Annotated in this window: 19 protein-coding genes; 8 read left to right on the top strand and 11 right to left on the bottom strand. The window is 67.4% G+C overall.

Annotated elements, in window-relative coordinates; all coding sequences use genetic code 11:
- Nucleotides 1-5 precede the first annotated feature (5 nt).
- Genes hisF through hisB form a run of 5 tightly spaced genes read right to left on the bottom strand, consistent with a single transcriptional unit; the run spans nt 6 to nt 3,256 of the window.
- The gene (gene hisF, locus ACIIOY_RS18720) at nt 6-782 is read right to left on the bottom strand and encodes an imidazole glycerol phosphate synthase subunit HisF (protein WP_411036188.1); all 777 of its coding nucleotides are present in this window, start codon (nt 780-782) and stop codon (nt 6-8) included.
- Nucleotides 779-1,522, bottom strand: a complete 744-nt coding sequence (hisA, locus tag ACIIOY_RS18715; RefSeq protein ID WP_411036187.1) for a 1-(5-phosphoribosyl)-5-[(5-phosphoribosylamino)methylideneamino]imidazole-4-carboxamide isomerase — start codon at nt 1,520-1,522, stop codon at nt 779-781. The genes hisF and hisA overlap by 4 nt, the downstream gene beginning before the upstream one ends.
- 1 nt (nt 1,523) lies before the next feature.
- Complete coding sequence (gene hisH, locus ACIIOY_RS18710) at nt 1,524-2,165, bottom strand: imidazole glycerol phosphate synthase subunit HisH (RefSeq protein WP_411036186.1); 642 nt, start codon at nt 2,163-2,165, stop codon at nt 1,524-1,526.
- 1 nt (nt 2,166) lies between these two features.
- A complete protein-coding gene (locus tag ACIIOY_RS18705; RefSeq protein WP_411036185.1) occupies nt 2,167-2,643 on the bottom strand; it encodes a DUF2628 domain-containing protein in 477 nt (158 codons plus the stop codon).
- Nucleotides 2,644-2,662: 19 nt separating this feature from the next.
- Nucleotides 2,663-3,256 carry an imidazoleglycerol-phosphate dehydratase HisB gene (gene hisB, locus ACIIOY_RS18700; RefSeq protein ID WP_411036184.1) on the bottom strand — a complete coding sequence of 198 codons (594 nt, stop codon included), beginning with the start codon at nt 3,254-3,256 and terminating at the stop codon, nt 2,663-2,665.
- 402 nt (nt 3,257-3,658) lie between these two features.
- Here hisB and hslV point away from each other — a divergent pair, with 402 nt between their 5' ends.
- The 4 genes from hslV to ACIIOY_RS18680 all read left to right on the top strand — a co-directional run bounded on the left by hslV (nt 3,659) and on the right by ACIIOY_RS18680 (nt 7,183).
- On the top strand, nt 3,659-4,216 hold the full coding sequence (gene hslV / locus ACIIOY_RS18695; protein ID WP_411036183.1) for an ATP-dependent protease subunit HslV: 558 nt from the start codon (nt 3,659-3,661) through the stop codon (nt 4,214-4,216).
- Nucleotides 4,206-4,748 (top strand): GNAT family N-acetyltransferase, encoded by a 543-nt coding sequence (locus tag ACIIOY_RS18690; RefSeq protein WP_411036182.1) that lies wholly within the window; start codon nt 4,206-4,208, stop codon nt 4,746-4,748. The genes hslV and ACIIOY_RS18690 overlap by 11 nt, the downstream gene beginning before the upstream one ends.
- Nucleotides 4,745-6,055 carry an ATP-dependent protease ATPase subunit HslU gene (gene hslU, locus ACIIOY_RS18685; RefSeq protein WP_411036181.1) on the top strand — a complete coding sequence of 437 codons (1,311 nt, stop codon included), beginning with the start codon at nt 4,745-4,747 and terminating at the stop codon, nt 6,053-6,055. The genes ACIIOY_RS18690 and hslU overlap by 4 nt, the downstream gene beginning before the upstream one ends.
- A gap of 225 nt (nt 6,056-6,280) precedes the next feature.
- Nucleotides 6,281-7,183 (top strand): DUF1402 family protein, encoded by a 903-nt coding sequence (locus tag ACIIOY_RS18680; protein WP_411036293.1) that lies wholly within the window; start codon nt 6,281-6,283, stop codon nt 7,181-7,183.
- A gap of 23 nt (nt 7,184-7,206) precedes the next feature.
- Here the strand turns inward: ACIIOY_RS18680 and ACIIOY_RS18675 are convergent, their stop codons facing one another.
- Nucleotides 7,207-7,785: a GNAT family N-acetyltransferase gene (locus tag ACIIOY_RS18675; RefSeq protein WP_411036180.1), complete on the bottom strand. Its 579-nt coding sequence runs from the start codon at nt 7,783-7,785 to the stop codon at nt 7,207-7,209.
- A gap of 121 nt (nt 7,786-7,906) precedes the next feature.
- Here ACIIOY_RS18675 and ACIIOY_RS18670 point away from each other — a divergent pair, with 121 nt between their 5' ends.
- Nucleotides 7,907-9,316: a cytochrome P450 gene (locus ACIIOY_RS18670; protein WP_411036179.1), complete on the top strand. Its 1,410-nt coding sequence runs from the start codon at nt 7,907-7,909 to the stop codon at nt 9,314-9,316.
- Here the strand turns inward: ACIIOY_RS18670 and ACIIOY_RS18665 are convergent.
- The gene (locus ACIIOY_RS18665) at nt 9,261-9,812 is read right to left on the bottom strand and encodes a hypothetical protein (RefSeq protein WP_411036178.1); all 552 of its coding nucleotides are present in this window, start codon (nt 9,810-9,812) and stop codon (nt 9,261-9,263) included. The genes ACIIOY_RS18670 and ACIIOY_RS18665 overlap by 56 nt on opposite strands.
- Nucleotides 9,813-9,937: 125 nt before the next feature.
- Here ACIIOY_RS18665 and ACIIOY_RS18660 point away from each other — a divergent pair, with 125 nt between their 5' ends.
- Nucleotides 9,938-11,944 (top strand): hydantoinase/oxoprolinase N-terminal domain-containing protein, encoded by a 2,007-nt coding sequence (locus ACIIOY_RS18660; RefSeq protein WP_411036177.1) that lies wholly within the window; start codon nt 9,938-9,940, stop codon nt 11,942-11,944.
- A gap of 259 nt (nt 11,945-12,203) precedes the next feature.
- Entirely contained in the window at nt 12,204-14,375 is a 2,172-nt protein-coding gene (locus ACIIOY_RS18655; protein ID WP_411036176.1) for a malate synthase G, read from the top strand.
- A gap of 150 nt (nt 14,376-14,525) precedes the next feature.
- Here the strand turns inward: ACIIOY_RS18655 and ACIIOY_RS18650 are convergent, their stop codons facing one another.
- On the bottom strand, nt 14,526-15,182 hold the full coding sequence (locus tag ACIIOY_RS18650; protein ID WP_411036175.1) for a L,D-transpeptidase: 657 nt from the start codon (nt 15,180-15,182) through the stop codon (nt 14,526-14,528).
- Between the two features lie 374 nt (nt 15,183-15,556).
- Here ACIIOY_RS18650 and ACIIOY_RS18645 point away from each other — a divergent pair, with 374 nt between their 5' ends.
- The gene (locus ACIIOY_RS18645; RefSeq protein ID WP_411036174.1) at nt 15,557-16,087 is read left to right on the top strand and encodes an MmcB family DNA repair protein; all 531 of its coding nucleotides are present in this window, start codon (nt 15,557-15,559) and stop codon (nt 16,085-16,087) included.
- 58 nt (nt 16,088-16,145) lie between these two features.
- Here ACIIOY_RS18645 and ACIIOY_RS18640 read toward each other — a convergent pair whose 3' ends face one another.
- The 3 genes from ACIIOY_RS18640 to hrpB form a co-directional block, all read right to left on the bottom strand.
- Nucleotides 16,146-16,715, bottom strand: a complete 570-nt coding sequence (locus ACIIOY_RS18640) for an ActR/PrrA/RegA family redox response regulator transcription factor (RefSeq protein WP_411036173.1) — start codon at nt 16,713-16,715, stop codon at nt 16,146-16,148.
- Between the two features lie 77 nt (nt 16,716-16,792).
- Entirely contained in the window at nt 16,793-18,094 is a 1,302-nt protein-coding gene (locus ACIIOY_RS18635) for an ActS/PrrB/RegB family redox-sensitive histidine kinase (RefSeq protein WP_411036172.1), read from the bottom strand.
- A 22-nt stretch (nt 18,095-18,116) separates the two neighbouring features.
- The gene (gene hrpB, locus ACIIOY_RS18630; protein ID WP_411036292.1) at nt 18,117-20,585 is read right to left on the bottom strand and encodes an ATP-dependent helicase HrpB; all 2,469 of its coding nucleotides are present in this window, start codon (nt 20,583-20,585) and stop codon (nt 18,117-18,119) included.
- Nucleotides 20,586-21,272 lie beyond the last annotated feature (687 nt).

The raw sequence follows: 21,272 nt of genomic DNA, 5'->3' as shown, positions 1-21,272 counted from the left end.
TCTCCTCAGTCGAGCCGCATGGCGATGCCATGGTCGGCCATGTAGCGCTTGGCCTCGCCGATCGTATAGGTGCCGAAGTGGAAGATCGAGGCGGCCAGCACCGCCGTCGCATGGCCGTCGCGCACGCCCTCGACGAGGTGGTCGAGATTGCCGACGCCGCCCGAGGCGATGACCGGCACGGAGACGCGGTCGGCGATGGTGCGGGTGAGCGCGATGTCGTAGCCGCTCTTCTGGCCGTCACGGTCCATGGAGGTCAGGAGAAGTTCGCCCGCGCCGCGCTCCACCATCCTTTCCGCGAAGGCCACGGCGTCGATGCCGGTCGGCTTGCGCCCGCCATGGGTAAAGATCTCCCAGCGGTCCTCCTCGCCTTCGGCGGACACCTTCTTGGAATCGATCGACACGACGATGCACTGGTTGCCGAACTTGTCGGCGGCTTCCGCGACGAAATCCGGATTTGCGACGGCCGCCGAGTTGATCGACACCTTGTCGGCCCCGGCGAGCAGCAGCTTGCGGATGTCGGCGACCGTGCGAACGCCGCCGCCGACGGTGAGCGGCATGAAGCAGTGCTCGGCCGTGCGCGCCACGACGTCGAAGATCGTGTCGCGGTCGTCGGAGGAGGCGGTGATGTCGAGGAAGCAGAGCTCGTCGGCGCCGGCCGCGTCATAGGCCTTGGCCGATTCCACCGGATCGCCGGCATCGATGAGGTTGACGAAGCTGACGCCCTTGACGACGCGGCCGTCCTTGACGTCGAGGCAGGGGATGACACGGGCCTTGAGGGTCATGCTGCCCGTCCTTTTGCTTCACGGATCACCGCCAGCGCTTCGGCCGGATCGATGCGGCCGTCATAGAGCGCGCGGCCGGAGATCGCGCCTTCGAGCTTGCGGGCGTCGGGCGAAACGAGACGGCGGATGTCGTCCATCGAGGCAAGGCCGCCGGAGGCGATGACGGGGATGGAGACGGCGTCGGCCAGTTCCAGCGTCGAAGCCCAGTTGATGCCGGTCAGGATGCCGTCGCGGTCGATGTCCGTATAGATGATCGCGGCGACGCCCGCGCCCTCGAATTTTTTGGCAAGCTCGATCACGCCGAGCTCGGACGCCTCCGCCCAGCCCTCGACGGCGACCTTGCCGCCCTTGGCGTCGATGCCGACGGCGACCTTGCCGGGGAATTTCCGGCAGGCTTCGACGACGAGCGCCGGGTCGCGCACGGCGACGGTGCCGAGGATGACGCGGGAGAGGCCGCGCGCCAGCCAGTTCTCGATATGGTCCAGCGTGCGGATGCCCCCGCCGAGCTGCACCGGGTTCCTCGTCGCCTTCAGGATCGCGTCGACGGCGACGCCGTTGACGCTCGTTCCCGCGAAGGCGCCGTTGAGGTCGACGACGTGCAGCCATTCGAAGCCCTGGTCCTCGAAGGCCTTCGCCTGCGCGGCCGGGTCGGGATTGTAGACGGTAGCCTGGTCCATGTCGCCGAGTTTCAGGCGAACGCACTGGCCGTCCTTCAGGTCGATGGCGGGAAAGAGGATCATCTTACGGCTTCCAGCGCAGGAAATTGGCGATGAGGGAAAGGCCGAGCGTCTGGCTCTTTTCCGGGTGGAACTGCGCGCCGGCCTTGTTCTGCCTGGCGACGAAGGCGGTCATCTGGCCGCCGTAGTCGACGGTGGCGACCACGTCCTCGGGATCTTCCGCGGCAAGGTGGTAGGAGTGCACGAAATAGGCGTGCAGCGTTTCAGGGATACCCTCGAAGAGCGGATGCGCGCGCTTGCGGTCGAGCGTGTTCCAGCCGATCTGCGGGATCTTCAGCTCCGGATCGTCCGGCGTCATCAGGACGACGTCGCCCCTGATCCAGCCGAGGCCCTCGGTCACGGTCTTTTCGAGGCCGCGCGAGGACATGAGCTGCATGCCGACGCAGATGCCGAGGAAGGGACGGGCCTTCGCCTCGACGGCATCGCGCAGCGCCTCCACCATGCCGGGCACGGCATCGAGGCCGCGGCGGCAATCGGCATAGGCGCCGACGCCGGGCAGCACGATGCGGTCGGCGGTGGCGACGCGCTCGGCCTTGTCGGTGAGGTCGATCTCAGCCGCGATGCCGGCCTCGCGGGCCGCGCGCTCGAAGGCCTTGGTGGCCGAGCGCAGGTTGCCCGAGCCGTAGTCGATGATCGCGACGCGCATCTCAGCCGCCTTCCTTGAAACCGACGAGGCCGAGCATGGGAGCGTGCCGCCGCGCGGAGGTTTGCGATGCCGGCAGGAGGGGGCGGGCGCTTTCGGCCGCCGGCGCCTCGCCGGTCCCGTTTTCCATGTAGTAGATGTCTTCCGCCGTTTCCCGGTCGGCCGCGCTGATCACCGCGTCGACCGTCCAGCCCTTCCGCTCGAGGGAGGCGGCGAGCATGGACGGGCCTTCGAGCGCGACCAGGAGGCCGGTCGCGACGGAAAGGCCGAGGCCCGCAAGGCCGAAGGCGGGATGGCCGGCGATGGCCGAGCCGAGCGACTGGACGGCGAAGGCGAGCGCGGCGGCGAGGAAGGCGCGATGCCACAGCAGCCAGAGGACGGGCAGGAAGAGCGCGATCCAGGAAAAGCGGTCGCGCAGGAACCGGGCCTTTTCGTCGCCCGCTTCGGCGCCCGGCGGTATCAGAACGAGGAACGTGGCCATCGGCGGCCTCCTGATGGGTCTAGGCCAGCGAGCCTTTCGTCGAGGGGACGCGGCCCGCCTGGCGGGGATCGATCTCGGTCGCGGTGCGCAGCACGCGCGCGACGGCCTTGAAGCACGTCTCGGCGATATGATGGTTGTTGGCGCCGTAGATGTTCTGGACGTGCAGCGTGATGCCGGCGTGCTGGGCGAGCGCGTTGAAGAACTCGCGCACCAGCTCGGTGTCGAAGGTGCCGATCTTCGGGGCGGAGAAATCCACGCTCCAGACGAGGAAGGGACGGCCGGAGACGTCCACGGCGGCCCGCGTCATCGTCTCGTCCATGGCAAGGTCGAGCGAGGCGTAGCGCGTGATGCCGCGCCGGTCGCCCAGCGCCTTGGCGATGGCCTGGCCGATGGCGATGCCCGTGTCCTCCACCGTGTGGTGGTCGTCCACGTGGAGGTCCCCTTCGGTCCTGATCTGCATGTCGATCAGCGAATGGCGCGACAGCTGGTCGAGCATATGGTCGAAGAAGCCCACGCCCGTCGAAATGGTCGACGTGCCGGTGCCGTCGATGTCGACGGCGACCGAAACGGAGGTCTCGTTCGTCTTGCGCGAAACGCTGGCTGTGCGGCTCATTGGTTTCTCCGGTACTTCTCCGCCGCTCCTTAACAGGGCTCTTCGTAAAAGGCCAGTCTCTCGCGGGTTTTCGGCGCATGCCGGAACGGCCCCGCGCGGAGCGCTGCCGGGTTATGCGACAGTCCGGAAAGCCGCGCGAAAGCCCCGCATCTGAAACTGTGTGGGGTGGCTTCGCTTTCGCGCGGCCCCCGAGGCGTTCTACGGAGGCGGTCAATCCTCCTTCAGGCGAGAAGGCGAGGTTTCGGGGGTGGGGGAATGTCCAGGAGAACAGAGGCATTGCCGGTGCCGGTGTCCATCACGCCACCCGTTTGCAATTGCCGGAGCGCTGCTTACATAGGGGACGACGAAGCCGCCTCGCTGGCGGTGCCCCGCCCGGTCCTCCGGGCCTTTGAAGGTCTACCCATGAGTGAACACAACCCCTATGCTTCCATGCACGCCACGACGATCATTACCGTCCGCAAGGACGGCAAGGTGGTGATGGCGGGCGACGGCCAGGTGAGCCTCGGCCAGACGGTGATGAAGGGCAACGCGCGCAAGGTCCGCCGGCTCGCCAAGGGCGACGTGATCGCCGGTTTCGCCGGCGCCACGGCGGACGCCTTCACGCTGCTCGAACGGCTCGAGGCCAAGCTGGAGCAATATCCCGACCAGCTGATGCGCGCGGCCGTCGAGCTTGCCAAGGACTGGCGGACCGACCGCTACCTGCGCCGGCTCGAGGCCATGATGCTGGTCGCCGACAAGTCCGTCACGCTGGCGCTCACCGGCACCGGCGACGTGCTGGAGCCCGAGCATGGCACCATGGCGATCGGCTCGGGCGGCAACTATGCCTATGCCGCGGCCCGCGCGCTGATGGACACGGACAAGTCGGCGGAGGAAATCGCCCGCCGCGCGATGCAGATCGCCGGCGACATCTGCGTCTACACCAACCACAATGTCGTGGTGGAGACGCTGGATGCCGATTGATCCCGCCCGGATCGGCTTTTCTCCCGTCCGAAAGGAGCACTACCCGCTGCTTTCCGCATGGCTGAATGCGCCGCATGTGCGGCAGTGGTGGGGCGATCCGGAAGAGGAACTCGGCTTCATCCGCGACATGGTGGAGGGCAGGGACACGACCCGTCCCTTCCTCGTCACGCTCGACGGAGAGCCGGTCGGCTACATTCAAGTCTGGTTTCTCGGCCACTACCAGAACGAGGAATGGACGAAGGACAATCCCTGGCTCCTGGAGCTGCCGCGCGAGGCCGTCGGCGTCGATCTGTCGATCGGCCATCAGGACAAGCTCTCGGCGGGGATCGGTTCCGCGGCGCTTGCCGCCTTCGTCGCCTATCTTCGCGGCCTCGGCCATGAGACCATCATCATCGACCCCGATCCCGCCAACGCCCGTGCGGTTCGCGCCTACGAGAAAGCCGGCTTCCGGCCGGTCGAGAAGCTCCTGGGCCGCACAGGCGACGACGTGCTGATCATGCAATACGACCCGAAAGCGAACGAGAGATCATGACCAATTTTTCCCCCCGCGAGATCGTCTCCGAACTCGACCGCTACATCATCGGCCAGCACGACGCCAAGCGCGCCGTCGCCATCGCGCTCAGGAACCGCTGGCGACGCCACCAGCTGGACCCGGACCTGCGCGACGAGGTGATGCCGAAGAACATCCTGATGATCGGCCCGACGGGCGTCGGCAAGACGGAGATCTCCCGGCGCCTCGCCAAGCTCGCCGGCGCGCCCTTCGTCAAGGTCGAGGCGACGAAATTCACCGAGGTCGGCTATGTCGGCCGCGACGTCGAGCAGATCGTGCGCGACCTCGTCGAGGTCGGCATCGGCCTCGTGCGCGAGAAGAAGCGCGCCGAGGTGACGGCGAAGGCCCACATGAACGCCGAGGAACGGGTGCTCGACGCCCTCGTCGGCGCCACCGCCTCCCCGGCGACGCGCGATTCCTTCCGCCGCAAGCTGCGGGCCAACGAGCTGGACGACAAGGAGATCGAGATCGACGTCGCCGACACCGGTGGCGGGCTTCCCGGCGGCTTCGAGATCCCCGGCATGCCCGGCGCCAATATCGGCGTGCTCAACCTTTCCGAGATGTTCGGCAAGGCGATGGGCGGGCGCACCAAGAAGGTCAAGACGACGGTCAAGGACAGCTACAAGATCCTGATCGACGACGAATCCGACAAGCTGCTCGACAACGAGCAGATCCAGCGCGAGGCCATCCGCTCGGCCGAGAACGACGGCATCGTCTTCATCGACGAGATCGACAAGATCGCCGCGCGCGACGGCGGCATGGGCGCCGGCGTCTCGCGCGAGGGCGTGCAGCGCGACCTGCTGCCGCTGGTCGAGGGCACGACGGTCGCCACCAAGTACGGGCCGGTGAAGACGGACCATATCCTCTTCATCGCGTCCGGCGCCTTCCACGTCTCCAAGCCGTCGGACCTCCTGCCGGAGCTCCAGGGCCGCCTGCCGATCCGCGTCGAGCTGCGCGCGCTCACCAGGGAGGACTTCCGCCGCATCCTGACGGAGACGGAGGCCAGCCTCATCCGCCAGTACAAGGCGCTGATGGCGACGGAGAACGTCGAGTTGGAGTTCACCGAGGACGGCATCGACGCGCTTGCCGACGTCGCCGTTCAGCTCAATGCGAGCGTGGAGAACATCGGCGCGCGGCGTCTCCAGACGGTGATGGAGCGGGTGCTCGACGAGATCTCCTTCGAGGCGCCGGACAAGGCCGGCAACAGCCTCGTCGTCGATGCCGACTATGTGAAGAAGCATGTCGGCGCGCTCGCGGCCAACACGGACCTGTCGCGCTACATCCTGTGACGTTTCGGCACCGGTGGCCCGTTCGCCGGCCGCCGGTGCCGGATTTTTGATGGAAAAGCCCCTCGACAGAAAGGACCGCGCGGCCTAGGCCATTGCCGCGCTTTGGCATCATTCCGACATGATTGTTCTGCATCGGTCTCGCCATTCGCCGACAGATTTGACCAGACAGGAACCGGAATCGTGCGACAGCTCTTCCCCGTGCTTGCCCTTGCCGCCGCCCTCGTGATGCAGAGCCAGACCCTGGCGATGGCGCTCGACGTGGTGCCGGCCGGCAACCGCAATGCCGAGCAGCCGGCCATTCCGGGCGCCGCCGTGCGCCGCACGAAGGGCAGCAAGACCTCCTTCGACGCGAAATACGAGAAGGTGCGCGACCTCCTGGCCAACGACCGCCGGCTCACCGGCAAGATCAGGTCCGTCGCCGGCCAGTACGGCATCGACCCGATCCACATGGTCGGCGCGATCGTCGGCGAGCACACCTACAACGTCGACGCCTACGACCGGCTGCAGAGCTACTACGTGAAGGCCGCGTCCTATACGGGCAGCTTCCGCTTCGCCTACGACGGCGAATCGATCGCCGATTTCGTCGCCCGCCCGGAATTTGCCAAATGCGCCGCCAGGAAGGGCTCCTATGCGCTCTGGACCTGCCGCGAGACGGTCTGGAACAGGAGCTTCAAGGGCAAGACGGTCGGCGGCACGTCCTTCCCGAACAACCGCTTCAGCGCCGTCTTCTTCCAGCCCTTCTATGCCGGCCAGACCTTCGGCCTCGGCCAGATCAATCCGCTGACGGCGCTCACCCTGACCGACGACGTGGCGCGCATCTCCGGCTACGACCGGCTCGACGAGAACGACGCGGCGGGCGTCTACAAGGCGATCATGGATCCCGACATCTCGCTCGCCTACATGGCCGCCTCGATCCGCCGCTCGATCGACGCCTACAGGAAGATCGCCGGCGTCGACATCTCGAAGAATCCGGGCCTTACGGCGACGCTCTACAATATCGGCAATCCCGATGCGCGCGCTGCCGCCTTCGCCGCGCGCCGCGCGGCGGGCGAGGCGACCTGGCCGGAGGAGAACTACTACGGCTGGCTGATCAACGACAAGCTGGCGGAGCTTGAGGGCCTGCTCTAGGCCGGGAACCGGCAGGCCCTGGATCATGTCCGGTTGGACGTCCGGTCCTTGCGATCTTCCCAATCGCTGCGCAGCAACGTCGTGACATGCTCGATCGTCTGCCGTCCGTCGGCCATGCAGCGGCCGGCGACCTCGGCCACGCGCCGATAGCCGAGCCTGCGCTGCATTGCCCAGGAATTCCCGTTGCCGTCGAAGTAGCCGTTGACCAGTTTCGTCAGGCCCAGTTCGCGAAAGGCGAAGCGGATCTTCGCCTCGAAAGCCTCGCGTCCATAGCCGCGCCCCTGATGCCGCCTGGCGATCCAGATTCCGCCGCCGCCCGTCCCGGCCTGCCAGTCGATCTTGTTGAGGCTGACCCCGCCGATCACCAGCCGTTCGGGTTTCAGCTCCACCGCAAATTCATAGGCGGCCGGCCGGTTGCCCGTATTGGAAATCTCCCGGCATTTCCTGATCCAGTCCTCGGCGTGTGCCGTCGTATAGGGGTGAGGCACGAAGGCCAGCCATTTGGCGAGCTCCAGGTCGTTCAGGCCCAGCGCGAGGTGTTCGATGTCTTCCACGCTCCAGGGCCGGAGCGTAAGACGGGCTGTCTCGATCCTGGTGTCCACGGCGTTGCAGCCTCCTTCGCTCATTTTACGCAAGACGCTGCACAGTTTGCGCGAATTGCTCTAACTTCCGCCTACCTCTCGGCCCACTCTCCATAAAGAGCCGATCACAAGGAGGCAGATGATGGACATGCGTCCCGAGCCATTCGAACCGCCGGCGCCGATTCCCCGCACGGTGCCGCCGTCGAAGCTCGAGATCATCCGCACCGTGTTCCGCAATCCCCTGGAGCTATGGGGCGAGCCCTCCTATACGCTGCCCTGGATCATGACGAGCTTCTTCGGCGAGAAGACGCTGATCGTCAACGACCCCGGCCTGATCAAATACCTGCTGGTCGACAATGCCCAGAACTACAAGATGGCCGTGGTGCGCCAGCTCGTGCTGCGGCCGATCCTGCGCGACGGCCTGCTCACGGCGGAAGGCGCGGTCTGGCGCCGCTCGCGCAAGGCGGTGGCGCCCATCTTCACGCCGCGCCACGCCAAGGGCTTCGCCAGCCAGATGCTGGCCCAGTCGCAGCTCTATGCCGAAAAATATGCAGGCGCCGACGGTGCGGTCTTCGACATCGGCGCCGACATGACGGAGCTCGCCTTCGCCATCCTCTCGCAGACGCTGTTCTCCGGCGAGATCGCGACCGAATCGGACAGTTTCGCCGATGACGTGGACGATCTCCTGCACACGATGGGGCGCGTCGACCCGATGGACCTTCTGCGCGCGCCCGCCTGGGTGCCGCGCGTGACGCGCATCGGCGGCGTGCGGGTGCTCGAAAAGTTCCGCCGCATCGTGCGCGACACGATGGACGAGCGCCGCAGGCGCATGGAGCGCGACGGCGAGGCGGTGCCGAGCGATTTCCTGACGCTGCTGCTGCGCGCGGCCGGGCCGGACGGGCTCACCATCGAGGAGGTGGAGGACAATATCCTGACCTTCATCGGCGCCGGCCACGAGACCACGGCGCGGGCGCTCGCCTGGACCCTCTATTGCGTCGCCAACAGCCCGCACGTACGCGAGGCGATGGAGGCGGAGATCGACCGGGTGCTGGCAGGCGGCGCCGACCCGGTCGAGTGGCTCGACCTCATGCCCTGGACGCGGGCGGCCTTCGAGGAGGCGCTGCGGCTCTATCCGCCGGCCCCTTCGATCAACCGCGCGGCGATCGCGGACGATTCGTGGACGAGCCCGGCCGGCGAGCGGGTCGAGATTCCGAAGGACGTCACCGTCCTCGTCATGCCCTGGACACTGCACCGCCACGCGCTGCTCTGGCAGAAGCCCCGCGCCTTCGTGCCGGAACGCTTCCTGCCGGAGAACCGCCAGGCCATCCACCGCTTCCAGTACCTGCCCTTCGGCGTGGGCCCGCGCGTGTGCATCGGCGCGACCTTCGCCATGCAGGAGGCGATCATCGCGCTCGGCGTGCTGATGCATCGCTTCCGCTTCGACATGACCGAGGCGACGCATCCCTGGCCGGTGCAGCGCCTGACGACGCAGCCGGCTAACGGACTGGCGTTGAAGGTGACGGCTCGTCGGCCCGCTTCTTCGATTTCTTGATCGTCTTGATCGAGGCGCAGGTCGCCTCCGGGTTCTTGCAGGGCTGGTAGACGACGATCTCGCTGCCGCTGCCGTCGTCCCAGACCGCCTGCACGGCGATCGTCTCGGCCTCGCCGGGCTTCAGCTCGAGGTAGATCCAGTTCTGCGTGTCGTCCGACGGCAGGTTGAAGGGCAGTTCCGGATCGCACTTGGCAAGCGGAAAGCGCTGGTCGAGTGTGTCGCTGTTGATCGAGTAGCGGATTTCCGACAGCCGGCAATGCATGGTCTGGAGGGCCGTGAAGTAGATGAGCTGCTGGCCGGCGAACGAGCGGAACTGCACCCAGCCCGTCTGCTTGTTGGCATCCAGCATCGCCTTGTAGATCGCGACGTCCGGGATCTGCGCCATGTACTCCTCCTCGTCCTCTTCCTGGGCATTTGCGGGCAGGCCGCCGGCAAGCAGCCCCGTGCCGAGGAGAAGGGCGGCCAGAAACGGCTTTCGGAAGGGGCGGTGTGTCACTGGACGGGCTCCTCGTTCTTTCATCGCATGTCGCCGGCGGAATGGTGGCAATTGCGCCGCACATGCAATAACACCATTCGAGGCCCGCTTTGAAAAGGGACGGCGGGCGGTCCGGAAGAATTCTCGTGGCAGATCACTTGTTACTCGGCATCGATACCGGCGGCACCTATACGGACGCCGTGCTCTACAGCGAAACGGAGGGCGTCGTCGCCCGCGCCAAGGCGCTCACCACGCGCCACGACCTATCGGCCGGCATTTCCGGCGCCGTCGAGGCCGTGCTGGATCAGGCGAAGGCCCCCGTCTCCGCCATCGGCCTCGTCGCGCTGTCGACGACGCTCGCCACCAATGCGCTGGTGGAAGGGCAGGGCGGCCGCGCCGGCCTGGTGATGATCGGCTTTGCGCCGGACGACCTCAAGCGCGACGGCCTCGCCGATGCGCTCGGCAACGATCCCGTCCTCTTCCTGCCCGGCGGGCACGATGTGCACGGCCACGAGACGCCGCTCGACATGGCGGCGCTCGACGAGGCCCTGCCGGCGCTGGCGCAAGGCGTCTCCTCCTTCGCCGTCGCCGGCTATTTCGCCGTGCGCAACCCGGCGCACGAGCAGCGGGTGCGCGATCGCATCCGCGCGGCCTCGCACCTGCCCGTCACCTGCAGCCATGAGCTTTCCTCGAAGCTCGGGGGGCCGCGCCGCGCGCTGACGACGCTGCTCAACGCCCGCCTCGTCTCGATGATCGACCGGCTGATCGGCGCCTGCGAGGATTTCCTTGAGCGCCGCGGCATCGATGTGCCGATGATGGTGGTGCGCGGCGACGGCGCGCTGATCTCGGCGGCCGAGGCGCGGCTGCGGCCGATCGAGACGATCCTCTCCGGCCCGGCGGCAAGCCTTGTCGGCGCGCGGCACCTGACGGGGCTCGACGACGCCGTGGTCTCCGATATCGGCGGCACGACGACGGACGTCGCGGTGCTCGACAAGGGCCGGCCGAAGCTCGATGCGGACGGCGCGGTCGTCGGCGGCTACCGCACCATGGTCGAGGCGGTCGCCATGCGGACCTTCGGGCTCGGCGGCGATTCGGAGGTGCGCATCAATGACCGCGGCCTCAAGGCGAAGATCGACCTCGGCCCACGCCGTTTCATGCCTCTCAGCCTTGTCTCGGCGCTCCATCCGGACGCGGTCGTCCCGGTGCTGGAACGGCAGCTCCGCGCGCCGCATGCCGGCCGGCAGGACGGCCGCTTCGCCGTGCGCACCGGCGTGCCGGAGCGGCTCGCCAGCGGCCTCCAGCCGCAGGAACAGGCGCTCTACGAGAAGATCGGCGCGGCGCCGCTGCCGCTCGACGGCCTGCTCGCCACGACGCCGCAGAAGGCGACGCTCGACCGGCTGGTGGCGCGCGGCCTCGTGCATATCTGCGGCATCACCCCCTCGGACGCCATGCACGTGCTCGGCGGGCAGGGGCAGTGGGATGCGGCCGCCGCGCGCCTCGGCCTCGCGCTCGCCGCCCGCACCAGGGACGGCTCCGGCCGGCCGATCGCGGGCAGTCCGGAAGAGCTCGCGCGCCTCATCGTCGACCGGCTCACCCGCCAGTCCTCGGACGTGATCCTTTCGGCCTGCCTTGCCGATGACGGCGTGGGGGCGATCGACCCGGCGAACTCGCCCTCCGTCGAGCGCGCATTGCACCGGGCGCAGGGCATCGTGCAGTTCCGCATCGCGCTCGACCGGCCGCTGGTCGGCCTCGGCGCGTCGGCACCGGTCTACTATCCGGCGATCGCCGCCATGCTGGGCGCGGAGGCCGCCATTCCGGCGGATGCCGGCGTCGCCAATGCGGTCGGCGCGGTCGTCGGCCAGGTGCGCACCGCCGTCACGGTCTTCGTGACCATGCCGGAAGAGGGTGTCTTCATCGTGAGCGGCGCAGGCGAGAGCGTGCGGCTTCTCGACGAGGCGGAGGCCTTCTCGCTGGCGAAGGAACGGGCGATGACCGCCGCCCTGCATTCGGCCCGCGCCAACGGCGCCGACGAGCCGGCCGTGACCCTTTCCGAAGAGATCGACGCGCCTGAGGTGGAAGGCAGCCGCAAGCTCGTCGAGGCGCGGTTCACGGCAACGGCCAGCGGCCGCCCGCGCATCGCGGGAGAGGCATGAACCGGCTGGCGGCAGGTGTGCGCAAACCCTTAACTGTGTCATGCTCGGGCTTTAAGCCTTTGAGAAATTTAGATCCTCGGCTCAAGGCCGAGGATGACGGCAGTGGGTGGGGAGGGGCTAGCAAGCAAAATTAAGTATGATTTTATCCCGAGCGGAATAAATTCTTTATGCTATTGCCGAATTGACTATCAATGAAAGCTCCGGAAAGTGACAGCATTCGGGATACTCCCCCTTCGTCCCGTCATTCGGAGTTTTTCAGATGACCTTTACCGAAAAAGCCGGTCTTTCGATCGATAGCGCCCTTTATGATTTCATCGTCGAGGAGGCCCTTCCCGGCACGGGCGTGGATGCGGAGCGCTTCTTTGCCGATTTCTCGGCCATCGTGCACGAGCTTGCGCCGGAAAACCGCGCCCTGCTGGCCAAGCGCGATGCGCTGCAGGACAAGCTCGACGCCTGGTATCGTAAGAACGGCGCGCCCTCGGACATGGCCGCCTACGAGGCGTTCCTGCGCGAGATCGGCTACCTCCTGCCGGAGGGCGGCGACTTCGAGGTGACGACGGAGAACGTCGATCCGGAAATCGCCAGCGTCGCCGGCCCGCAGCTCGTCGTGCCGGTGATGAATGCCCGCTATGCGCTGAACGCCGCCAACGCGCGCTGGGGCTCGCTCTACGACGCGCTCTACGGCACGGATGCGATCCCGGAGGCGGACGGCGCCGAGAAGGGCAGGGGCTACAATCCGGTGCGCGGCGAGAAGGTCATCGCCTGGGTGCGCGCCTTCCTCGACGACAGCGTGCCGCTTGCCGGCGCTTCCTGGCGGGATGCCACGGGCCTTGCCGTCGAGGGCGGCAACCTCGCCGTCTCGCTGACGGGCGGCGGCAAGACGGGCCTTGCCGATGAAAAGAAGTTCGCCGGCTATCTCGGCGAGGCCGCCGCGCCGACCCATGTCCTCCTGCGCAACAACGGCCTGCACATCGAGATCCGCATCGATGCCGGAACGCCGACCGGCAAGGACGATCCGGCGCATATTTCCGACGTCGCGATCGAATCGGCGCTGACCACGATCATGGACTGCGAGGATTCCGTCGCCGCCGTCGATGCCGAGGACAAGGTCGTCGTCTACCGCAACTGGCTCGGCCTGATGAAGGGCGACCTTTCCGAGGAGGTCGAGAAGGGCGGCAGGACCTTCACCCGCCGCCTCAATCCCGACCGCGACTATACCGCGCCGGACGGCTCGGCCTTCACGCTTGCCACCCGCTCGCTGATGCTGGTGCGCAATGTCGGCCACCTCATGACCAACCCGGCGATCCGCGACCGCGACGGCAACGAGGTGCCGGAGGGCATCATGGACGCGATGGTCACGGGCCTGATCGCGCTGCACGACATCGGCCCGCACGGCCGGCGCAAGAACTCGCGGGCCGGCTCGATGTATGTCGTCAAGCCGAAGATGCACGGGCCGGAGGAGGTCGCCTTCGCGGTCAAGCTCTTCGGGCGCGTCGAGGCCGCGCTCGGCATGGCGCCCAACACGATGAAAATGGGCATCATGGACGAGGAGCGCCGCACGACCGTCAACCTCAAGGAGGCGATCCGCGCCGCGAAGGACCGCGTCGTCTTCATCAATACCGGCTTCCTCGACCGCACCGGCGACGAGATCCATACGTCGATGGAGGCGGGCCCGATGATCCGCAAGGGCGACATGAAGCAGGCTGCCTGGATTTCCGCCTACGAGAACTGGAACGTCGATATCGGCCTCGAATGCGGGCTTTCCGGCCATGCCCAGATCGGCAAGGGCATGTGGGCCATGCCCGACCTCATGGCGGCGATGCTGGAGCAGAAGATCGCTCATCCGAAGGCCGGCGCTAACACCGCCTGGGTGCCGTCCCCGACCGCCGCGACGCTGCACGCGACGCACTATCACAAGGTCAACGTCGCCGAGGTGCAGGCCGCGCTGCGTTCGCGCCCGCGCGCAAAGCTCTCCGACATCCTCTCGGTGCCGGTCGCGGTGCGCCCGAACTGGACGCCGGAGGAGATCCAGCGCGAGCTCGACAACAATGCGCAGGGAATCCTCGGCTATGTCGTGCGCTGGATCGACCAGGGCGTCGGCTGCTCCAAGGTGCCGGACATCAACGATGTCGGCCTGATGGAGGATCGCGCCACGCTGCGCATCTCCGCCCAGCACATGGCTAACTGGCTGCACCACGGCGTAGTGACGAAGGACCAGGTCGTCGAGACGATGAAGCGCATGGCCGCCGTCGTCGACGGGCAGAACGCGGGCGACCCGCTCTACCGCCCGATGGCCGGCGACTTCGACGGCTCGATCGCCTTCCAGGCGGCGCTCGACCTCGTGCTGAAGGGCCGCGAGCAGCCGAATGGCTACACCGAGCCGGTGCTGCACCGTCGCCGGCTGGAGCTGAAGGCGGCCGGTCGGGCTTGACCGGCCGTCCCTGCTTCGTGCTCCCCGGTGATCCTCGGGTCAAGCCGGAGGATGACGTCGAGAGCGGGGTGAGGTGCCTACCAGGTCAACGAACGAAAAAAGCCGCCGGAGCGATCCGGCGGCTTTCTCTCATATCTATACGTCGTCCGCCTACTGCTGGACGACGACGCGGGCGCTCCGGCCGGGGCGGACGCGCTTGTAGAGGTCGATGATGTCCTGGTTCATCAGGCGGATGCAGCCGGAGGACGCGGCGGTGCCGATCGAGGCCCATTCCGGCGTGCCATGCAGGCGGAACAGCGTGTCCTGGCCCTTCTCGTTGAAGAGGTAGAGCGCGCGGGCGCCGAGCGGGTTCCGCAGGCCGGGGCCCATGCCTTCCTTGACGTAGCGGGCGACCTCGGGCTTGCGGGCGGCCATCTCCTCCGGCGGATGCCAGGTCGGCCATTCCTGCTTCCAGGCGATATAGGCCTCGCCCTGCCATGCAAAGCCCGCCTTGCCGACGCCGATGCCGTAGCGCACGGCCTTGCCGCCGGGCAGCACGTAATAGAGGAAGCGGTTCGGCGTGTTGACGATGATCGTGCCGGGCTTCTCGTTGGTCGCGTAGTCGACGATCTGGCGGTGGAACTTCGGATTCACGCGGTTGATCGGGATCGCCGGCAGCGCATAGCCGTTGTCCTCAACAGGGCCATATTCCGATGTGAAGATAGCGTTGGTCGCCACCTTTTCGCCCGGAACGGACGAGGAGGAGCACCCGGCGAGCGTGACGGCTGCTGCGAGGCCGCACAGAAGGAGGGCATTGCGGAGGCGCATGAGATTCTCTTGATAAGGAATTAAGAAGTTCCGTGACGCAGAACTTTCATCGACCATGGTTTATTTTCGATTAAACCGGTCAATGCAAGCGTGTGCGCTGCGGCGCGGGCCTGCGCCTGAGCAAAAAGCCGGAGAAGTGTTTTTTTGCAACAATAATGCTTGGCCGTCTGCCGCTCTCGCCGTGCCCGCTTCATGCCAAGCACGCCTTCGCGGCCCGTTCAATGGCCTTCCCGCCGGCTGACCCGGAGCCGCACAGGAACCGCGCAGCGCGGTTAACGAAATCCTGCCGCGCCCGCCGCGGGACGCGGCGCCCTTAACTTTTCCCCTTCGCAGAACCGTTTCGCGCTAGAATCCGATTCGCCGAGGTTGACCGAATGACGATCGTTTCGCTCCACAACGACAATCCGCTGCTCGACGGCCGCCAGTCCGACCGCGCCATGATGGTGCGCCGGGGCGTCCAGCGCATGCTCATGGAGATGCGCCACGCGGTGCTGCCGGAGCTGACGCTGGCGAGCGGCCGGCGCGCCGACCTCATCAGCCTTTCCGACAAGGGCGAGATCTGGATCGTCGAGATCAAGACGTCGATCGAGGATTTCCGCGTGGACCGCAAATGGCCGGACTACCGCCGCCATTGCGACCGGCTGCTCTTCGCCACCCACAGGGACGTGCCGCTCGACATCTTCCCGCAGGAATGCGGCCTGATCCTCTCCGACGGCTATGGCGCGCACATGCTGCGCGAGGCGCCGGAACACCGGCTGCCGGCGCCGACGCGAAAGGCCGTGACCTTCGCCTTCGCCCGCGTGGCCGCGGGCCGGCTGCTGCTGGCGGAGTTTTCCATGGACACCCGGCGCGACGGGCCGGACATCTCCGCCATCGTCTCCGGACGCCGGGACGAGCCGGCGTGAGGCCTGAAACGGGACTTGGGCGGACTCCCCCTCATCCGCAGGCGTTTGCGATAGGTCGTTACTTCGGCGCGCGCTTGGCGAGGATGCGCTGGAGCGTGCGGCGGTGCATGTTGAGGCGGCGCGCCGTCTCCGAAACGTTGCGGTCGCACATCTCGTAGACCCGCTGGATATGCTCCCAGCGCACGCGGTCGGCCGACATCGGGTTTTCCGGCAGTTCCACCTTCTCGCCCGGGCGCTGCGTCAGCGCGGCGAAGATGTCGTCGGCGTCGGCCGGCTTGGCGAGATAGTCGACGGCGCCGAGCTTGACCGCATTGACCGCCGTCGCGATGTTGCCGTAGCCGGTCAGCATGATGATGCGCGTGTCGTCGCGCCGCTGGCGGATGGCGGCGATCACGTCGAGGCCGCTGCCGTCGCCGAGGCGCAGGTCCACCACCGCATATTTCGGCGGGTTCGTCTTGGCCTTCGCGATGCCCTCGGCCACCGATTCGGCCGTGTCGACGGTGAAGCCGCGCGTCTCCATGGCGCGGGCAAGGCGGCGCAGGAACGGGCCGTCGTCATCGACGAGGAGAAGAGAAGGGTCGGGCCCGATATCGTCCGCTGTCGTGTGAGGTTCGCTGTTTTCTGCCATTTTCCGTCTTCCGAGGCCGGTTTTCGTCCATTCTTGACCGGGATCAGCTTATCGCCCGTAAGATGCGGCAGGTAAAGTCATTTCGCGCCCTTCGCCTCCATTCGCGCCCGCGGCCAATCGACGGACACGCGCGCGCCCGGCCGGTCGCCGGTTCGGTTGCCGAAGGTCAATTTGGCGCCCGAGCGCTCCAGCAGCGTCTTTGCGATGAACAGGCCGAGGCCGAGGCCGCCGGCCCTCTCGTCCTTCTGCCGCCTGGTGACGTAGGGGTCGCCGATGCGCTGGAGAATGTCCGCCGCATAGCCGTCGCCGTCGTCCTCGATGACGATCGTCACGCGTTCCGGCGTGTGGCCGACGGTGACGGTCACCTCCTCGCGGGCGTGATCGACGGCGTTCTCCAGAAGATTGCCGAGGCCGTAGAGGATGCCGGGATTGCGGTTGCCGACCGGCTCGGTGTCGCGCTCGCCCTCCTCCACGAGGTTGATCCGGATGCCGAACTCGCGGTGCGGCGCCAGCACCTCCTCCATCAGCGAGGAGAGCGGCAGCACGCGCATATGCGCCTCCTCCTCGGTCGACAGCGTGGTGAGCCGGCGCAGGATGTCGCGGCAACGCTCGCTCTGGCTGCGCAGGAGCTGCACGTCCTCCCTGAAGCGCTCGTCGCCGCCGAGCTCGCGCTCCATCTCGCGGGCGACGACGCTGATGGTGGCGAGCGGCGTGCCGAGCTCGTGCGCCGCCGCCGCCGCCAGCCCGTCGAGCTGCGAAAGGTGCTTTTCCCGCTGGAGGATCAGTTCGGTCGCCGCCAGCGCGTCGGAAAGCTCCGCCGCCTCCCGCGACACGCGGTAGGAATAAAAGGCGGCAAAGGCGGTGGTCGAGACGATGGCGAACCAGAAGCCGGCCGTCAGGATCGGCGGCACGACGAGCAGGGTTCCCGGAAACCACGGCAGCGGGAAGGGCGTGAAGGCGAGCGCCGTGATGCCGGCGACCGCGAGCAGCCCGAGCGTCAGGCTGAAGCGGACCGGCTGCAGCGAGGACGAGATGATCACCGGCACGCAGACGAGCGGAGAGAAGGGGTTCGCAAGGCCCCCGGTGATGAAGAGCAGCGCCGTCAGCTGGCAGAGGTCGAAGGCGAGCAGCAGGAAGGCCGAGGCCGGCGTCAGGCGGTGCGCCGGCGGAAAGCGCACGGCGAGGAAGAAGTTCACCGCCGCCAGAAGCGCGATCAGCACCAGGGCCGGCAGCAGCGGCAGCGGGAATTCCAGCCACAGCGCCACGACGATGACGCTGATCGACTGGCCGGCGACCGCCAGCCAGCGCAGGCGAATGAGCGTTTCGAGACGCAGGCGCCGGCCGGAGCCCTCGAAGTCGATGTCCTGGTAGCCCGTCATCCTTCGTTCCCTTCCCGTGGAATCATGCGCCGCGCGGCTTGGCGCGCGTCGTCGGCATGGCCCCGGCCGGTTCCTCCGGCCAGGGATGTTTCGGATAGCGCCCGCGCATGTCCGCCCGGACGTCGCGCCAGGAACCGGCCCAGAAGCCGGGAAGGTCGCGCGTCGTCTGGATCAGGCGGTGGGCGGGCGAGAGAAGTTCGAGCAGCAGCGGCAGCCGCCCGCCGGCGACGGCGGGATGCTGCTTCAGGCCGAACAGTTCCTGCACGCGGATCGCCAGCACCGGCTCCGCCCCGTCATAGCGGATCGGATGGCGCTGGCCGGTGGGCGCCTCGAAATGGGTGGGCGCAAGCCGCGCAAGGTCGCGTTGCACCTCATGGGGCACCAGCGCCATCAGGCCTTCCTGCAGGCTGCCCGGGGAAATGTCGTCGATGCCGCGCGCATTTTGCTGGAAGGGCACGAACCAGTCGTCGAGCCGCGCCAGAAGGGCGTCCTCGCCCGTATCGGGCCAGGGCTCGCCGATGGAGCGGTGGAGGAAGCCGATCCGGTCGCGCAGCTGCGCCGCCTCGCGGGAGAAGGGCAGGACCTTGAGGCCGAGCTGGCGCACACCCTCGGCAAGCGCTTCGGCCGCCTTCGGCCCGCCCGGCCGCGCCAGCGGGGTCTCCTCGAGGATCATCGCGCCGAGCCGGACCACCCGCCGCGCCCGCACCTGCCGGCTCGCCCGGTCGAAGACGCATTGCTCCTCGCGCACGATCTTTTCGGTAAGCTTCGCCTCCACGGTCGCCCGGTCGATTTCCGCGGCGGCGAGAATGCGCTGACGCCCGGCCTGCCCGGTGAGGTCGGCGACGACGATCATCTGCGCACCCGCCAGCCGCTCGGTCTCGGGCAGCTCGGCGCCGCGCCCGTTCGCCATGACGAACCGCCCCCGCCCGCCCCGCTGCAGCGCGACGCGGTCCGGGAAGGCATGCAGCAGCAGCGCGCCCGGCGTGCTGGCGGAGGCTGATGCGGTCCTGCCGAAACCGTCCGCCATGCGCTGCGCCAGCCGCCGCGCCGCCTCGGCCCGCTCGCCGCGCTCGCCGGTAAAACGGCGAAGGCGCTCCTCGATGTCGACGGCCGGACCGCCGAGCCCCTGTTCGGTGAGCAGCACGGCAAGCCGCGCCGCGGCCGCCTGCTCGCCGTCCTTTGCCGCATGGAGGACCATCGCCGCCAGCCGCGGCGGCAAGGCGAGGTCGCGGATGCGCTTTCCCGCCGGTGTCAGCGCGCCGGCCGCGTCGAGCGCGCCGAGCAGGTGAAGCAGGCTGCGTGCCTCCTCCACCGCCGGTGCCGGCGGCTGGTCGACGAGCCGGAGGGCGGCCGGATCGGTGACGCCCCAATGGGCAAGGTCGAGCATGAAGGAGGAGAGGTCGCTCGAAAGGATCTGCGGCGGCGTAAAGGCGGGCAGCGCCGCCGTCTGGCCGGCATGCCACAGCCGGATCGCGATGCCCGGTTCCGTCCGCCCGGCCCGCCCGGCGCGCTGGTCGGCGGAGGCGCGCGACACCCGGACGGTTTCCAGCCGGGTGATGCCGGTCGATGCCTCGAAGACCGGCAGGCGCTGCAAGCCGCTGTCGATGACGATGCGCACGCCGTCGATGGTGATGGAGGTTTCGGCGATCGACGTCGCCAGCACGATCTTGCGTGTGCCCGCGGGGGCGGGGCGGATCGCGGCGTCCTGCTCCTTCTGGCCGAGATTGCCGTAGAGCGGCACGATTGCCGTCTCGGCGCCGAAGCGGCCCTCCAGACGCTCGGCGGTGCGGGTGATCTCGGCCTGGCCCGGCAGGAAGGCGAGGATCGATCCGCTTTCGGTGCGGTGCGCCTCGACGATGGCGCGCGCCATGCCGTCCTCGATGCGCTCGCCGGCCGGCCGGTCCTGGTAGCGCACATCGACCGGGAAGCTGCGCCCCTCGCTGACGATGGCGGGCGGATTGCCGAGCAGCGCGGACACGCGCTCGACATCCAGCGTCGCCGACATGACGAGGAGGCGCAGGTCCTCGCGCAGTGCCGCCTGCACGTCGAGCGCCAGCGCCAGGCCGAAATCCGCGTCGAGCGAGCGCTCGTGGAACTCGTCGAAGAGCACGGCGCAGATGCCGGTGAGCTCCGGGTCGTCGAGGATCATGCGGGCGAAGACGCCCTCCGTCACCACTTCGATGCGGGTTTTGGCCGATACGCGGTTGTCGAGCCGCATGCGGTAGCCGACCGTCTCGCCCACCTTCTCGCCGAGCAGCGACGCCATGCGGCCCGCCGCCGCGCGCGCGGCGAGGCGCCGCGGCTCCAGAAGGATGATCTTTCCGTCGCCCCGCCATTCGGCATCGAGCAGGAAGAGCGGCACCAGCGTCGTCTTGCCCGCGCCGGGCGGTGCGCAAAGCACCGCGCGCGTTCCCGTGCGCAACGCCTCGCCAAGGCAAGGAAGAACCTCCGAAACGGGCAGGCGCGGCAGGTGGCCTTCCAAGGATACCATCATCGCGCGCGCCGCCGGGTCGGGAAGGTGCCTTCTGCACGGCTGGACATGCATCTCTCCGGACTTGTTTCCTCCAGCCTGAATAGCCCGGTGCGATATCCGAGAGAAGGGGTGGAACGCCGCTATGGGGTCGCAGGGGCACGTAAAGCGGTTTTCGCGAGAAATTTACCGCTTGGACGAGATCCTCGACCATTTCTCTGGGGCGTTCGGATGGTCCGGACGTGGATTTTTTAGAAAATCCATTAATAATCAGCGCGTTGGAAGATTCTTGATTTTTCTTGTTTTGAGGAGTTGACGAGTTGGATTGGGTGGGCTTATAACGCGGCCATCGAACGAGAGCGGCTTCGCTTCTGGCGGCGGTTGCTTTTGCTCTGAGGTTTCCTAGAGAAGCGGGTGAGAATTGGGCCTGATTTGGTTCGGGTTTGTTTTGCTGCTTTGGGGGCTTTGACGGGTTTGGCCGTCGGTTTTTTGACAATTGAAGAGAGAAGAAAGAGAAACGTGGTCGGCGGGGTCGCGGACGGGTTTATTCCTGTCCAGGAAAGAGACTTTGGCGGTCACGTTTATCAAGAGAAGTTACACTGGTTTTCGGGGCCTTCCGCGAGGGGGGTTCTTGGAGAACAGGTGTGAAGTTCTCGTCGATTTCGAACGTGATTTGGCCAATGATTGAATTCTCAACATGAGAGTTTG

The organism is Shinella agrisoli (genome assembly GCF_046557955.1).
GTDB lineage: Bacteria > Pseudomonadota > Alphaproteobacteria > Rhizobiales > Rhizobiaceae > Shinella.
The sequence above is the reverse complement of the archived record's forward strand: the minus strand, read 5'-3'. Positions and strand labels throughout refer to the sequence as shown.

What these genes read in the sequence shown, in the direction of transcription:
- hisF (WP_411036188.1), bottom strand. Translation starts at nt 782, where the DNA reads ATGACCCTCAAGGCCCGTGTCATCCCCTGCCTCGACGTCAAGGACGGC.
- hisA (WP_411036187.1), bottom strand. Translation starts at nt 1,522, where the DNA reads ATGATCCTCTTTCCCGCCATCGACCTGAAGGACGGCCAGTGCGTTCGC.
- hisH (WP_411036186.1), bottom strand. Translation starts at nt 2,165, where the DNA reads ATGCGCGTCGCGATCATCGACTACGGCTCGGGCAACCTGCGCTCGGCC.
- ACIIOY_RS18705 (WP_411036185.1), bottom strand. Translation starts at nt 2,643, where the DNA reads ATGGCCACGTTCCTCGTTCTGATACCGCCGGGCGCCGAAGCGGGCGAC.
- hisB (WP_411036184.1), bottom strand. Translation starts at nt 3,256, where the DNA reads ATGAGCCGCACAGCCAGCGTTTCGCGCAAGACGAACGAGACCTCCGTT.
- hslV (WP_411036183.1), top strand. Translation starts at nt 3,659, where the DNA reads ATGAGTGAACACAACCCCTATGCTTCCATGCACGCCACGACGATCATT.
- ACIIOY_RS18690 (WP_411036182.1), top strand. Translation starts at nt 4,206, where the DNA reads ATGCCGATTGATCCCGCCCGGATCGGCTTTTCTCCCGTCCGAAAGGAG.
- hslU (WP_411036181.1), top strand. Translation starts at nt 4,745, where the DNA reads ATGACCAATTTTTCCCCCCGCGAGATCGTCTCCGAACTCGACCGCTAC.
- ACIIOY_RS18680 (WP_411036293.1), top strand. Translation starts at nt 6,281, where the DNA reads ATGCAGAGCCAGACCCTGGCGATGGCGCTCGACGTGGTGCCGGCCGGC.
- ACIIOY_RS18670 (WP_411036179.1), top strand. Translation starts at nt 7,907, where the DNA reads ATGGACATGCGTCCCGAGCCATTCGAACCGCCGGCGCCGATTCCCCGC.
- ACIIOY_RS18655 (WP_411036176.1), top strand. Translation starts at nt 12,204, where the DNA reads ATGACCTTTACCGAAAAAGCCGGTCTTTCGATCGATAGCGCCCTTTAT.
- ACIIOY_RS18650 (WP_411036175.1), bottom strand. Translation starts at nt 15,182, where the DNA reads ATGCGCCTCCGCAATGCCCTCCTTCTGTGCGGCCTCGCAGCAGCCGTC.
- ACIIOY_RS18645 (WP_411036174.1), top strand. Translation starts at nt 15,557, where the DNA reads ATGACGATCGTTTCGCTCCACAACGACAATCCGCTGCTCGACGGCCGC.
- ACIIOY_RS18640 (WP_411036173.1), bottom strand. Translation starts at nt 16,715, where the DNA reads ATGGCAGAAAACAGCGAACCTCACACGACAGCGGACGATATCGGGCCC.
- ACIIOY_RS18635 (WP_411036172.1), bottom strand. Translation starts at nt 18,094, where the DNA reads ATGACGGGCTACCAGGACATCGACTTCGAGGGCTCCGGCCGGCGCCTG.
- hrpB (WP_411036292.1), bottom strand. Translation starts at nt 20,585, where the DNA reads ATGGTATCCTTGGAAGGCCACCTGCCGCGCCTGCCCGTTTCGGAGGTT.